General features: G+C 66.7%; 11 protein-coding genes and 1 other RNA gene. 6 read left to right on the top strand and 6 right to left on the bottom strand.

All coding sequences use genetic code 11. From position 1 onward, the window contains the following. Positions 1–110 precede the first annotated feature (110 nt). From AC3WJE_RS02190 to AC3WJE_RS02180, 3 genes are read left to right on the top strand one after another with little or no spacing between them, the layout of a single operon-like run. Positions 111–1,670, top strand: coding sequence for a pyridoxal phosphate-dependent decarboxylase family protein (locus AC3WJE_RS02190; protein ID WP_493729136.1), 1,560 nt, complete (start codon positions 111–113; stop codon positions 1,668–1,670). Then, entirely contained in the window at positions 1,667–3,007 is a 1,341-nt protein-coding gene (locus AC3WJE_RS02185; RefSeq protein WP_493729135.1) for a lysine N(6)-hydroxylase/L-ornithine N(5)-oxygenase family protein, read from the top strand. The genes AC3WJE_RS02190 and AC3WJE_RS02185 overlap by 4 nt, the downstream gene beginning before the upstream one ends. Continuing rightward, the gene (locus tag AC3WJE_RS02180) at positions 3,004–5,406 is read left to right on the top strand and encodes a GNAT family N-acetyltransferase (RefSeq protein ID WP_493729134.1); all 2,403 of its coding nucleotides are present in this window, start codon (positions 3,004–3,006) and stop codon (positions 5,404–5,406) included. Before AC3WJE_RS02185 ends, AC3WJE_RS02180 begins: the two co-directional genes overlap by 4 nt. An 88-nt stretch (positions 5,407–5,494) precedes the next feature. Here AC3WJE_RS02180 and AC3WJE_RS02175 read toward each other — a convergent pair whose 3' ends face one another. The 5 genes from AC3WJE_RS02175 to AC3WJE_RS02155 form a co-directional block, all read right to left on the bottom strand. Then, positions 5,495–6,394 carry a siderophore-interacting protein gene (locus tag AC3WJE_RS02175; protein ID WP_493729133.1) on the bottom strand — a complete coding sequence of 300 codons (900 nt, stop codon included), beginning with the start codon at positions 6,392–6,394 and terminating at the stop codon, positions 5,495–5,497. Between the two features lie 216 nt (positions 6,395–6,610). Then, entirely contained in the window at positions 6,611–8,005 is a 1,395-nt protein-coding gene (locus tag AC3WJE_RS02170; RefSeq protein WP_493729132.1) for an FAD-binding oxidoreductase, read from the bottom strand. Next, positions 8,002–8,550 carry a metal-dependent hydrolase gene (locus tag AC3WJE_RS02165; RefSeq protein WP_493729131.1) on the bottom strand — a complete coding sequence of 183 codons (549 nt, stop codon included), beginning with the start codon at positions 8,548–8,550 and terminating at the stop codon, positions 8,002–8,004. The genes AC3WJE_RS02170 and AC3WJE_RS02165 overlap by 4 nt, the downstream gene beginning before the upstream one ends. Then, the gene (locus AC3WJE_RS02160; protein WP_493729130.1) at positions 8,550–8,918 is read right to left on the bottom strand and encodes a YraN family protein; all 369 of its coding nucleotides are present in this window, start codon (positions 8,916–8,918) and stop codon (positions 8,550–8,552) included. Before AC3WJE_RS02160 ends, AC3WJE_RS02165 begins: the two co-directional genes overlap by 1 nt. Before the next feature lie 2 nt (positions 8,919–8,920). Further along, a complete protein-coding gene (locus AC3WJE_RS02155) occupies positions 8,921–10,648 on the bottom strand; it encodes a penicillin-binding protein activator (protein WP_493729129.1) in 1,728 nt (575 codons plus the stop codon). 82 nt (positions 10,649–10,730) lie between these two features. Between AC3WJE_RS02155 and rsmI the strand changes: the two genes are divergently transcribed. Beyond that, on the top strand, positions 10,731–11,555 hold the full coding sequence (gene rsmI, locus AC3WJE_RS02150) for a 16S rRNA (cytidine(1402)-2'-O)-methyltransferase (protein WP_493729128.1): 825 nt from the start codon (positions 10,731–10,733) through the stop codon (positions 11,553–11,555). A 177-nt stretch (positions 11,556–11,732) separates the two neighbouring features. Further along, positions 11,733–12,085, top strand: an RNA gene (gene rnpB / locus AC3WJE_RS02145) — RNase P RNA component class A. 390 nt (positions 12,086–12,475) lie between these two features. On the opposite strand, the gene AC3WJE_RS02140 is transcribed toward rnpB, so the two are convergent. Next, a complete protein-coding gene (locus AC3WJE_RS02140) occupies positions 12,476–13,240 on the bottom strand; it encodes an NRDE family protein (protein WP_493729127.1) in 765 nt (254 codons plus the stop codon). Between the two features lie 320 nt (positions 13,241–13,560). On the opposite strand from AC3WJE_RS02140, the gene mraZ reads away from it, so the two are divergent. Continuing rightward, a complete protein-coding gene (mraZ, locus tag AC3WJE_RS02135) occupies positions 13,561–14,007 on the top strand; it encodes a division/cell wall cluster transcriptional repressor MraZ (protein ID WP_493729126.1) in 447 nt (148 codons plus the stop codon).

The following is a 14,007-nucleotide window of genomic DNA, read 5'->3' as shown; positions in this document are numbered from 1 at the left end:
CCGGCGACGGCGGCGCGCGACGCATGCCCGCACCCGCATCTCTCTCCTCGCCGCTACGCCGGAGGCATGCTGCTGCATGCGTTTCCGGCTCATCAGGATGCCTGTCTGCAATGAACCTGCCCACGCCGTTGTCCCTGCTTACCCCGCTGCCGCGTTCCACACCGTCCGCAGCACCAACGCAGGATGCGCTCTTCAACGAAAACACCCTGTCGCATTACCGCGATCAACTTGGACAAGGCCTGGCGCTGGTCCAGCGCACGCTCGCCGGCGTGGAGCATCCGTTCAGTGGCATCGCGCCGGCCGAACTGCGCGAACGTTTCGCCGATATCGATCTCGACCAGCGCCTGCCCGATGTCACACATGCGTTGGAGGAAGTGGAAGCGCTGTACCTGCGCGATGCCGTCTACTTCCACCATCCTCGCTACGCCGCGCACCTGAACTGTCCGGTGCTCAACATCGCGTTGCTGGCCGAACTGCTGCTGTCGGCGGTCAACAGCTCGATGGATACCTGGGATCAGAGCGCTGGCGCAACGCTGATCGAACAGAAACTGATCGACTGGACTGCCGCGCGCATCGGCCTGGGCGCGGAGGCCGATGGCGTGTTCACCAGCGGCGGTACCCAGTCCAATCTGATGGCGCTGCTGCTGGCGCGCGACAATGCCTGCGCACCGCGTTACCCGGAAGGTGCGGCCAAGCATCACGGCCTGCCGGGCGACTTCCGCAAGCTGCGTATCTTCGCCTCGCGCGCCAGTCATTTCAGCGTGCGCAAATCCGCGGCGGTGCTCGGCCTCGGCTATGACGCGGTGGTGGCGGTCGATTGCGACCGTCATCGGCGCATGGACGCGGCAGCGCTGGCGCATGCACTCGACGAAGCCGATGCGGCAGGGCAGTGGCCGATGGCGGTGGTCGCGACTGCCGGCACCACCGATTTCGGCAGCATCGATCCGCTGCCGGAGATCGCCGCGCTGTGCCGGCAACGCGGATTGTGGCTGCACGTGGATGCCGCCTACGGCTGCGGCCTGCTGGTCTCGCAGCGGCATCGCGCTCGACTTGAGGGCATCGAGCTGGCCGATTCGGTGACGGTGGATTACCACAAATCGTTCTTCCAGCCGGTCAGTTGCAGCGCGTTCCTGGTGCGCGAGCGCCGGCATCTGGCGCATCTGACCTACCACGCCGACTACCTCAACCCGTCCACGCAGGCGGCAGCGGGCATTCCCAATCTGGTCGACAAGAGCCTGCAGACCACACGCCGTTTCGACGCGCTCAAGCTGTGGCTGAGCCTGCGCACCGTCGGTGCCGATGACATCGGCGAGATGTTCGATCAGGTACTGGCCCTCGCGCGCGAGGGACACGCGCTGCTGACACGGCAGGGCTGCTTCGAACTGGCACACGAAGCGCCGGAACTGAGCACGCTGGTGTTCCGCTTCCGTCCACACGGCTGGCAGGACGGTGGCGCGCTGGATGCACTCAATCGCGGCATCCGCCAGCGCCTGTCGCGCAGTGGTCAGGCGATGATCGCGGCCACCCGCGTGGATGGTCAGCAATACCTCAAGTTCACCCTGCTCAACCCGCAACTCGGCAGCGAAGGGCTGCAAACGCTGGTTGCGCTGGTGCGCCAGCAGGGCGAGCACCTGCTGGCCGAGGCGGCGCGCGAGGAGATGCGGGCATGAGCAAGGTGCATGACTTCGTCGCGATCGGGCTGGGTCCGTTCAATCTCGGCCTGGCCTGCCTGACTGCGCCGATCGCCGGCCTGGAGGGGGTGTTCCTGGATCGCCGCGCGGGCTTCGACTGGCATCCGGGCATGATGCTGGACGATGCCTCGCTGCAGACACCGTTCCTGGCCGATCTGGTGACGCTGGCCGATCCGACCAGCCGCTTCAGCTTCCTCAATTACCTCAAGACCCAGGGACGGATCTACTCGTTCTACATCCGCGAGGATTTCTTCCTGCTGCGCCGCGAGTACAACCAGTACTGCCAGTGGGCGGCAGCGCAGTTGCCCAACCTGCACTTCGGGCACGAGGTGACGCAGGTGGAGTACGACGCCGGACGCGACTGCTACCACGTGCATGGACGCCACGTCGGCAGCGATCGCAGCTTCGTCCATGCTGGTCGCCATCTGGTGCTGGGCACCGGCAGCACGCCCTGGCTGCCGGAAAGCTGCCGGCCGCTGCGTGCACCGGTCAGCCATTCGTCCACCTATCTCGACGACAAATCGCGCCTGCAATCGGCACGCTCGATCACCGTGCTCGGCAGCGGTCAGAGTGCGGCGGAGATCTATCGCGACCTGCTGCAGGACATCGACCAGCACGGCTACGCACTGTACTGGATCACGCGCTCGCCGCGCTTCTTTCCACTGGAGTACACCAAGCTCACGCTGGAGATGACCTCGCCCGAGTACATCGACTACTTCCACGCGTTGCCGTCGAACCGACGCGACGCGCTGCTCGCCCAGCAGGCCGGCTTGTACAAGGGCATCAACAGCTCGCTGATCAACGAGATCTTCGACCTGCTGTATCGAAAACGCCTGCGCGGCCCGCTCGATACCGAACTTGCGACCAATACCGAACTGCGGGCCTGCCATCGTCGTGACGACGGCGGGCTGCTGCTGGAACTGCATCAGCACGAGCAAGGCCGCTCCTACACGCATCGCACCGATGCGCTGGTGCTGGCGACCGGCTACCGATCGCAACTGCCGGAATTCCTGGCGCCGATTGCCGAGCACATCCGGCGCGACGAACGCGGCCGCCTGGCGGTCGATCGCCATTACGGCATCGATGCCGCCGGACGCATCTTCGTGCAGAACGCCGAATTGCATACTCATGGGCTGGCCTCGCCCGACCTGGGCATGGGCTGCTACCGCAATGCCTGCATCATCGCGCGCATGCTTGGGCGCGAGCACTACCCGGTGGAGCGGCGTATCGCGTTCCAGCGTTTTGGTGTGCCGGAGCATGCCGAGTCGGTACCCGAGCAGGTCGATACCGCCCTCGCTGTGGCGGCAGCGCCATGAGCGGCGCTGGCGAATCCAACGCCGCTCTCGCACCGATGATGCATCGAGGCTTCGCACTGCATCCGTTGCGCTTGCCGGAGGACGTGGTGCTGGTGCACGACTGGGTGACACGCGACTACGCGCGCTTCTGGGGCATGCAGCAGGCCACGCCCGTGGATGTCGAGACGTTCTATCGCAGGCTGCAAAGCTCCGGCACTGGCAGCGCGTGGCTGGCATGGAACCAGGCCGGGCCTGCATTCCTGCTCGAATGCTACGACCCTGCGCATGACGAGATCGGCGGCCACTACCCGGTGCAACCGGGCGACCGTGGCATGCACCTGCTGCTGGCGCCGTGCGAGCAGCCCGTGTCCGGCTTCAGCCTGCAAGCGATGCGCGCGGTGCTGGATTTCATCTTCGCCGACCCCGTCGCGCAGCGGGTGGTAGTGGAGCCGGACCTGCGCAACGCCGGCATCCAGCGCCTCAACCAGCGCGCCGGCTTTCGCCGCGAGCGCATCGTCCAGCTGCGCGAAAAACAGGCGCTGCTGTCGTTCTGCACCCGCGATGACCATCGCGACGGTGTGACTCACCTTCATTCTTCGGAAGATCCCATGTCCCTGCTCACCCACGTTCCGACCGTTCCCGAATTGCACGCCGCGCACCTCAATCCCGAGGCGTGGGCGTCGGCCAATCGTCATCTGCTGAGCAAGGCCATCGCCGAGTTCGCCCACGAGCTGCTGCTGGAACCCGAAGCGTTGGAGCACGATGGCGACTGGCAACACTACCGTCTGCGTGTGAGTGAACACGTGCTTTACCGATTCCGCGCACGACGGATGCGCTTGGATCACTGGCATCTGGACGAAGCCTCGCTGAAGCGCGAATTGGATGGCGTGCCGGCCGAACTGGACGCCTCGGCCTTCATCGTCGAATGCGCTGTGCAACTCGGCATCAACGCCGAGACCTTGCCGGTCTACCTGGAAGAGATCGCCAGCACCTTGTACGGCGCCTGCTACAAACGTCGTCGCGACGTGCCGGATGCCGCGGCGCTGGCGCAGGCGCCGTTCCAGCGGATCGAGTCGGCGATGAGCGAGGGGCATCCGGTGTTCGTCGCCAATAACGGCCGCATCGGCTTCGGCGCCGATGACTATCTGGCCTATGCACCGGAGACCGGTGCGCCGATACGGCTGGTATGGCTGGCGGTGCATCGCGATTGCGCGCGCTTCTCGGCGATCGACGGATTGGAGCATCGCGCGCTGCTGCAACAGGAGCTCGGCCCGCAACTGGATGCGTTCGAGCGACGCCTGCGCGAAAATGGTCTTGATGCAGAGGATTACCTGTTGATGCCGGTGCATCCCTGGCAATGGTCGAACAAGCTCTGCCACGTCTTCGCCGCCGAACTGGCTGCGCAACGCATCGTCTGTCTCGGTTTCAGCGACGACCGCTACCAGGCGCAGCAGTCGATCCGCACCTTCTTCAATCTCGACCATCCCGAGCGCCATTACGTGAAGACCGCACTGTCGGTGCTCAACATGGGTTTCATGCGCGGGCTGTCGCCGTACTACATGGAGCACACGCCGGCGATCAACCAATGGCTGAAGGGCGTGGTCGAGCACGATCCGTTCCTGCGCGGGTGCGGTTTCGAGATCCTGCGTGAAGTTGCCGCAGTGGGATACCGGCATCCGTTGTTTGAGCAGGCACTGCCGGCCGTAAGTGCCTATCGCAAGATGCTGGCGGCGCTGTGGCGTGAGAGTGCGGTGACGCGCCTGAAACCCGGCCGACGCGCGATGACTATGGCCGCGCTGCTGCACCGTGACGATCAGGGGGCGGCATTGTTGCCGGCGCTGATCGAGGCCTCAGGTGTCAGCTGCGAGCGCTGGCTGCGTGCCTACCTGCATGCCTATCTGGCGCCTCTGCTGCATTGCTTCTACGCCTACGAACTGGTGTTCATGCCGCATGGCGAGAACCTGATCCTGGTGCTGGAAGATCACGTGCCGGCACACGTGTTGATGAAGGACATCGCCGAGGAGATCGCGGTGATGGACCCGCAGGTGCAACTGCCGGAGCAGGTACAGCGCATCGCGGTGTCGGTACCGGAGGACATGAAGGTGCTGTCTATCTTCACCGACGTGTTCGACTGCTTCTTCCGTTTCGTGTCCGCGATTCTGGTCGAACATGGCGACTGCGACGAGGCACAGTTCTGGGGCTGGGTGGCCGACTGCATCCACGACTACCAGGATGCGCATCCGCAGTACGCCGAGCGCTTCGCCCGCCACGATCTGTTCGCGCCACAGTTCCGTCGCTCGTGCCTCAACCGGTTGCAGCTGCGCAACAACCGGCAGATGGTGGACCTGACAGATCCGGCCGGCAGCCTGTGTTTTGCCGGCGTGCTGGATAACCCGATCGCCGAGTTCGCGCGAGGCTGATGCCGCTGTTTTGTGGGAGGGACTTCAGTCCCGACGGGCTTTTCCAGGAAAGCCCGTCGGGACTGAAGTCCCTCCCACAATTGCTGTCTCAATCCAGCGCGCGCCCCTGCCGCCAATAACCCATGAACGTGATCGCACGCCGGTCGATACCGCGCTCGCCGAGCAGATGCCGGCGGATGCGCATCACCACGCCGGCCTCGCCGGCGATCCAGGCGTAGAAGCCACCGGCCCCGGTGCTGGCCTGCTCCCACAGGATGTCGCGATCGACATCGACAGTGGCCAACTCTTGCGGTATGTCCGCACGCACGCTGTCCAACTCCAGAGCACGCACCGCGTCCAGCAAGCGTTCGCCATGGGCTGCGTCGGCGCGTGCCAGCCAGCGCACCGACGCGAACGCGCCATCGCGAAGCGGCGGATAGGCATCGTCGCCGGCATGCGGCAACTCGACCAGCGCTCGCACCTGCGGTGGCTGCGCTCTTGCCGCAAGTTCCTCGAGGATGCCGGCGGCCGCAGGCAGTGCGGTTTCGTCGGCCACGATCAGGATCTGCCGCGCATCTGCAGGTGGTCGCCACTCGTAGCCGGCCATCTCGGCCGTGCAATCTTCGCTCGGCGCCCACACCTGCAGCGCATCCCCGACGTGCGCATGTGCCGCCCAGCGCGAGGCCGGACCGGTATCGCCATGCAGGACGAAATCGACATCGAGTTCGGCGCACTCCGGGCGCAACGCACGGATCGTATAGGTGCGCATCGGCGGTCGCGTCGCCTCCGGCTGTGCGCGGTAGGCGCTGTACCACTCCGGGCCATCGACCAGCGCCGGCGGGCTGCCGTCGGCATTGGGGAAGAACAGCTTGATGCGCTGGTCCGGGCCATAGCTGCGCATCAGCGCCACGCTTTCGCCGGTGAACACGATCCGCGTCAGCGAGGGTGTCAGCGCGATCCGGCGCGCGACGCGCACATCGAACAGGCGATAAGGGGAAGGGGTGGACATCGAGCCTCCTGGTTGGAGCGGACGCCGTGAGGGCGGCGTAGGGGAGGCTGGCGATGACGCTGGCGGGAAGTTTCAATATTACAGCGCGCGTGGCTGCGAGAAGCACACTGGCGTTTCTGTGGGAGGGGCTTCAGCCCCGACGGGCCTTACAGGAAGAGCATCGGGGCTGAAGCCCCTCCCACAGAACTCGACCCGGAACCGCGACGCGATGCTTGGCTAACTGTGCCTGGTGTCCGCAGGCAACACCTTCCCCGGATTGAGAATCCCATCCGGATCCAACGCGGCCTTGATCGCGCGCATCGCCGCCAGTGTCGCCGCAGTGAACGCCTGCGCCATGTAATCGCGCTTGGCCACGCCGATGCCATGCTCGCCCGACAGCGTGCCCTCCAGCGCCAGCACCAGCGCGAACACACGCGGCAACGCGGCCTGCGCGCGTGTGGTCTCGGCTACATCCGCATCGTCGTACATGATGTTGATATGCAGATTGCCGTTGCCGGCATGACCGAAGGCGACGATCGGCAGTGCGATCTCTGCGGCCAGTGCTTCCACGCCAGCGACCAGATCGGGGATGCGCGACACCGGCACCACCACGTCCTCGTTGATCTTGCCCGGCTTGATCGTGCGCAGCGCCGGCGACAACGCCTTGCGGGCGGCCCACAGTTTGTCGCGCGCAGCGCCATCGGCGGCGACGTCGAGCGAGAGCAGGCCATCGCCTTCGGCTGCATCGGCGAGCGCCTGCAAGGCGTAGGGCAGGGTGTCGTGATCGCCGTCGGCTTCGATCAGCAACATCGCACCGGCCTCGGGCACGTCGCTGCCGTTGCGGCGAAGCAGGGCGATCGCACTGCGATCCATGAATTCCAGCATCGCCGGCGTGGTCGGCTGCGCCATGATCCGCGACACCGCCGCGGCTGCGCTGGCGGCGTCGCGATAGAACGCGCGCAGCCCGGCCTGTGCCTGCGGACGTGGCGCCAGCTTCAGCGTGGCCTCGACGATGATCGCCAACGTGCCTTCGCTGCCGACGATCAGATGGGTGAGGTCGTAGCCGGTCGCATCTTTCGTGTAGGCGCCGCCGCAACGGATCACCTCGCCGGTGCCGGTCACCGCGACGAGTCCGAGCACGTTGTCGCGGGTTGCACCGTACTTCACCGCGCGCGGGCCGCCGGCATTGGTGGCGAGATTGCCGCCAATGCTGCACAGCGCCGCGCTGGACGGGTCCGGCGGCCAGAACAATCCATGCGGCGCCAACGCCTGCTGCAGATCCTCGTTGAGCACGCCCGGTTCGACCACCGCGCAGCGATCGGCCGGACGCAGCGCGACGATCCGGTTCATCCGCGCCAGCGACAACACTACGCCGCCATCGAACGGCACCGAAGCCGCCGTGGTCGCGGTGCCGGAACCGCGCGCGATCAGCGGCACCTTGTGCGCCCGGCAGGCGCGCACGATCGCGACCACTTCTTCGACCGTGCGTGGCAGCGCTACCGCATCGGCCAGCGCCCAGCGCCGTGAATCATCCTCGCCGTAATGGCGGCGGCTGTCGGCGTCGACGCGCCAGCCATCCGCGCCGAGCAGCGCGGAGAGTTCGGAAGTCAGCGTGTCGGGCAGGGCGGTCATCGGGAGCGGGACGATTCGGAAGAGGCGGGCGGCGACTGGATCAGTCTCCACCCCAGCACGGCCACCGCAAGTGGCAGCCAGACCCAGCGCAGTTCGGAGGCCAGCGTTTCCAGCCCGCGTGCATTGAAGAAGCCGTTGACGAACGGCGAGACCCGGATCGGCCGCCATGGCGCGAACCAGCGCGCATCACTCCACGGCCACGCCAGCGCGACTCCGAGCCCGCCGGAGGTCATCGCGTCTAGCAGCGGATGCGAGACCGCACAGACGAACAGCCACGCAGCCGCCTGCAATGGCCGCGCGCGCAGCCAGTGGCATGCACATACCCCCAGCAATGCCACCACCGCGGCGAACAGCAGCGAATGACTGGCACCGCGATGGCCGAACGCATCGGCATAGGGAATGTGCAGCACGAAGGCCGCCACGTCGGCATCCGGCAGCATCGCCGCGATGATGCCGGCACCGAGCAACGGTGGCGAAATCCGTCCGCGCTCGCTGGCGCACCAGAGCGCAAGGGGAATCGCCGCGTGGGTGATGATGGTCGGCATCAGCAATCGTCCGCGCGGAACGCATCGCGGATCCACGCCAGTTGTGGTGGCTCGCCATGCGCATCGATCACGTCGAAGCGACACGGCGCCTGTGCCAGCGCCGGGTGGGCGACGAGAAACGTCTGTGCCGCCAGTACCAGCTTGCGGCGCTTGCGCAGATCCACCGAGGCCGCGCCGCCGCCGAACGCATCATCGCGGCGGTAGCGCACTTCGACGAACACCACATGGGCACCGTCGCGCATCACCAGATCCAGCTCGCCGCCACGGAAGTTGGCATTGGCGGCGAGCAGGCGCAGCCCGGCGCGTTCCAGCATCCGGCGCGCGGCCGCCTCGACCGCGTCGCCGCGCTCGCGCCGGCCGCCGGTCATGCTCAGCGGTCCGAGATCGGAGTCGGTACGCCGGACTGGAACGTCGACCATGCCGGCGTGCGCAGCACATTGCCGAAGCCGTCCAGGTGCAAGGTGCCGGTCGCGCCGGCGACGCCGCCGCCGGTGCTGTTGGTGAGCTTTTCCAGGTAGGCGGTGATCGTCCACGCGTCGTAGCCGAACGCGAACAGACGCGCGCCCGGCCCGCGTGCCGTCGGCAGCAGGCTGGCGGTGCTCGCTGCCGGCGGCAGGCCGGACACGCCACGCATGCTCCAGATTTCGCTGGGGAAGGCGATGCCGTCCAGCGTCACGTCCTCTTCGGCCTTGCCGGTACCGGCCACCAGTTGCGAGGTGCCGACGCGGCTCTTGCCGGCGAAGCCCGCCAACGCCAGCTGCGGCATCAGCGCGCGTGCGGTGCTGCCGCGCACGGCCAGGAACACCGCATCGGCGCTGCCGTAGTTGCGCAGCTGCGCGCCGATGTCGCCAGGTGCCTCGGCGACGCTGATCACGCCCGCCACCCGGCCGCCGCGTTCGGCGAAGCGCTCGCGGAACGCATCCACCGCGCGCCGGCCGTTGTCGTCGCTGCTGCCGATCACCAGCACGTTGCCACGCTCGCGCGCCAGCAGGTACTCGGCGGCCATGATCCCGTCGTCCTCCGGCGCCAGCGAGAAGCCAGCGCTGCCCGGCGGCGGCGCCTTGCCGTCGGCCGGGCGATTGAGCGCCAGTATCGGCACGCTCAGCTGCTCGCGCGCGAACAACGCACTGACCTCGTCGCGGCTGAGCGGGCCGACCACGAAATCGGCGCCCGCAGCGACCGCCTTGTCGTAGGCCGCATTCGCTCCGCCCGGGGTACCGGCGGTGTCGAAGAAGTTGATCTCCGGCCGATGCCGGCGCTCGGCGTAGTAACCGGCGAGCAAACCATCACGCACGGGCGCGGCGGCGGTGGCGAGGTTGCCGGTCAGCGGCAGCAGTACTGCCAGCTTCACCGGCGGCCGGTAGCCATCGCGCTCGGCCGGCGGCCGCTTGCTGGTGTCCAGCGCCGACTGCGCGTCACGATCGAACGGACGCGGCAGCGGCAGGCCACGGCTGAGCAGGGCACGCCCGGCGAAGTTGTAGAGCGGGTCGCCGACCGGCAATGCGGCGGCGCGGCTGGCGAGGGTGCCGCCGTCGAGCGAGGCCAGCAGGCGGGCGATCGCGCGCTGGTTGTCACTGCGCGTGGTGCCGCTCAGGCCGATATCGGCCCGCGCGCGGTCGCTGGCGGCACCGAAGGTGTCGCCGGTCGCCTCACGGCCCAATGCGCGCGCCAGGTGCCAGCGTGCCTGCAGGTCCTGTGGCAATCCGTGCGGAGATTCGCCGAGCGCGGCCAGCGCCTGCGCCGGCTGCTTGTCGGTGATCGCCAGTTCCGCATTCAGCAGGCCGAAGCGGGCGCGGGTGTCGCCACCGAGCTGTCGTGCATTGACCTGGGCGATCAGGCTGCGTGCCCGCGCATCGTCCTTGGCTTCGTGCCAGGCGAAGGCGGCGTCGGCCAGCAAGCGGCTGCGCTGCGCACCGCTGGTGCCGGCGGCCTGGGCTTCCAGTTGCTGCGCCGCCTCACGCGGCTTGCCCTGGGCGAGCAGGGCAAGCGCCGCCGACTGCTCCGGTGTGGTGGTCTGGGTGAGGCTGCCAGTGGCGCACCCGGCGGCCAGCAGCACAACGAGCGACAGGGCGAAAATCCTTGCGAAGCGCTGGTTCATTTCAGGTCCATTCGGCAGGGCGCGCCAAGGCGTGCCGGTGAAAAACGCTACGATTCTACCCTTGACCCCGGAATGCCCGCTGATGACTTCGCCTGGAATCCTGCACGTGGTGGCCACCCCGATCGGCAATCTCGCCGACCTGTCGCCACGTGCGCAGGAGGTGCTGCGCAGCGTGGACGCGATCTGTGCCGAGGACACCCGCCACAGCAAGCACCTGTTGAGCCATTTCGGCATCGAGCGGCCGTTGCTGGCGCTGCACGACCACAACGAGGACGCGATCGCCGAGCGCATCGTCAGCCGGCTGCTGGAGGGGCAGTCGCTGGCGCTGGTGTCCGATGCCGGCACGCCGCTGGTCAGCGATCCAGGTTTCCGGCTGGTGCGTGCCGCGCGTGCGGCCGGGGTGAAGGTCAGCCCGGTGCCCGGTCCGAGCGCGGTGATCGCCGCCCTCAGCGTCGCCGGCCTGCCGAGCGACCGCTTCACCTTCGAGGGCTTCCTGCCGGCCAAGGGCGCGGCCCGACGCGATCGGCTGGCGCGACTGGCTGGCGAGCCACGCACGCTGGTGTTCTACGAATCCTCGCACCGCATCGCCGAATCGCTGGCCGACCTGCGCGAAGCCTTCGGTGACGAGCGCCCGGCGGTGATCGCGCGCGAGCTGACCAAGCTGTTCGAAACCGTGCTCGACGGCACCCTGGCCGAGCTGCAGGCGCGGGTCGAGGCCGACGAAAACCAGCGCAAGGGCGAGTTCGTGGTGATGGTGCAGGGCGCCGGTGAGGATGCCGATGCCCAGATCACGGAAGGCAAGCGGCTGTACGCGAAGCTGGTCGAGTACATGAAGCCGTCGCAGGCGGCCAAACTCGCCGCCGAACTCAGCGGTGCATCGCGCAAAGTGCTCTACGGCGGCGAGTAGCCTGAACCGGTGGTTCAGCTCTGTCCGGCCTGGCGCATCTGTCTGCAAGTCACAGCCCCCTTTGGTAAAGGGGGCGCGGCGACAGCCGCGGGGATTCAGAGGGTGCGGAGCGGGGCCCGAAGTTTGCGCAGCAAACTTTGGGGTATTCGCAGGCGAAGCCGTAGAATATGCACCGGCGGAGTCGGCCAGGCAGTCGCGTCATCCGAAAGGGTGCCGAGGAAAGTCCGGGCTCCACAGGGCAAGGTGCCAGGTAACGCCTGGGCGGCGCGAGTCGACGGAAAGTGCAACAGAAAGATACCGCCGAACGGCTTCGCAAGAAGTGCGTGGTAAGGGTGAAATGGTGCGGTAAGAGCGCACCGCGAGTCCGGTAACGGACCGGTACGGCAAACCCCACCTGGAGCAAGACCAAATAGGGATCCTATGGCGTGGCCCGCGCTGGATCCGGGTAGGTTGCTTGAGCGCCGCGGTGACGCGGCGCCTAGAAGAATGACTGCTCACGACAGAACCCGGCTTATCGGCCGGCTCCGCCGCTTTTCCGCCCGCCGGGCGGAAAAGCCCCACGTTTTCGTACCGCCGTGGCGGTACAAAAACGCGGGCCCCAGGCCCTTGGCCTGCCGAATCCCCGCGGCTGTCGCCGCGCCCCCTTTACCAAAGGGGGCTTTGCTCCAGAACGGATCCCTGCGGCTGCGGAATACCCAGCGGATACCGTTTTTGGTAGGAGCGACTTCAGTCGCGATGGGGCTTCCTCGGGAAAGCCCCATCGCAACTGAAGTCGCTCCTACGGAATGTGTGGGGCCTGCGGCTTTCTGTGGGAGGGGCTTCAGCCCCGACAGCAGGCCGGGAAAGCTCGTCGGGACTGAAGTCCCTCCCACAACAGCCATCTGGCCAGGCCCACGCTTTCCCCAATCACGAATCACACATCACGAATCCCGGCTTTCAAGCCTCGTCTCGCCGAGAAACACCCCATCCGGACCGAAGCGGCGTTCATGGATCCAGCCATGGCCGTCGTGGTCGATCGCCAGGATCGTGCTGGCGCGGGTGCCGTAGTCGCGGCCACGGATAAAGGCGGACGACAGGCGGCGTTCCAGCTCCAGGCCGACGCCGGTGTCCGGCAGCGTGTCGTCGGCAGCGATCGTCTCGTCGGCGAGGGCGTCCCATAACTGGTCGAGCTCATTCGTGCCGGTGGCCTGCCAGGCCGCGAGTCGTTCGGTGAGCCGGCGTGTCTTCGGCCAGGGCGCATCCAACCGGCCGTTGGACATGCCATGGACGCCGGGCTCCAGCACTTGGCAGTCGGCCGGATGGTTGCCCAGGTACTGGCAGCGTTCGGCATCGGCCAGCAGCAGGTTGAACGGCGGGTACTCACCCGCGCGTCCGCGCATGACCTCGGCGTAGGCCGCCGCGTCGGCGCTGCCGGCCAGGTAGTCGGCGATCAGTTGGCCGCGTGACGGCCCGGACGCGCTTGCCAGCGGATCACGGACATTGGTGACTACCGCCGCGCGGCCTTGTCGGTTGATCCCGACCCAACTGCCTCCCGAGCGCAGGTCGCGTCCCGCCAGCACCCCTTCGAAGGGCGCCGTCCAGGCGTCCAGCGGGGCGGTCGGACGCCCGTGGAACTCGTCACGGTTGCCCGCCAGCAGCAGACGCCAGCGTGGATGGGACTGCCAGGAAAGCGCGACGAGGCACATGCGCGGATTGTGGCGTCTTGCGCACTCGCATGCGATTCCAGTTCAAGAAAACGCTGAATAGGAAGCCCGGTTTAACGCCACCTGCACGGGGCTGAATTTCCGCTCAATCTCAAAATCTGAGACGAAACAGCAACTTGTGGATAAGCCTTGAACAAGTCTCTAAAGGTTGCTGCAAGCTATTGATGCGCATGGCGATTTCTGTGCCGGAAAGTTGTTGACAACCTATTGCTCGCTGCTAAGGTGGGCACAAGAGGGAAAACCGGGTTTTTTGTGGTTTTTCGTGGTTCAATGACCAACCAGCGGAGAGAGGTTGCAACAGCGTGTTCCAGGGTGAGACGGCCATCACGATGGACGACAAAGGGCGAATGGCGGTGCCAACCGCGTATCGCGACCTGGTTGCGCATGCCAGTGGTAATCGTCTGGTACTGACCTACAACCCGTTCGAGTCGGGTTGCCTCTGGCTGTATGCGGAAAAGGAATGGGAGCGGGTCCGTGACGACGTCATGGCCAAGCCCAACACGCAGCGCGTGGTGCGGGTCCTCCAGCAGAAGCTGGTCGGCTCCTCGGCGGTGCTGGAGCTGGATGGCAACGGTCGGATCAGCATCCCCTCGAGCCACCGCGGCGCGGTCGGGATCGAAAAGAAGGCGGTATTGCTCGGAATGGGCGACAAGTTCGAACTCTGGAGCGAGCAGGCCCATCGCGCATTGATCCAGCAGACATTGTCTGACGGGGATCTGGGCGATGGATTGCTCGACCTCAGGTTGTGA

This window comes from Pseudomonas sp. GW821-FHT07E12 (assembly GCF_058986605.1).
The sequence above is the reverse complement of the archived record's forward strand: the minus strand, read 5'-3'. Positions and strand labels throughout refer to the sequence as shown.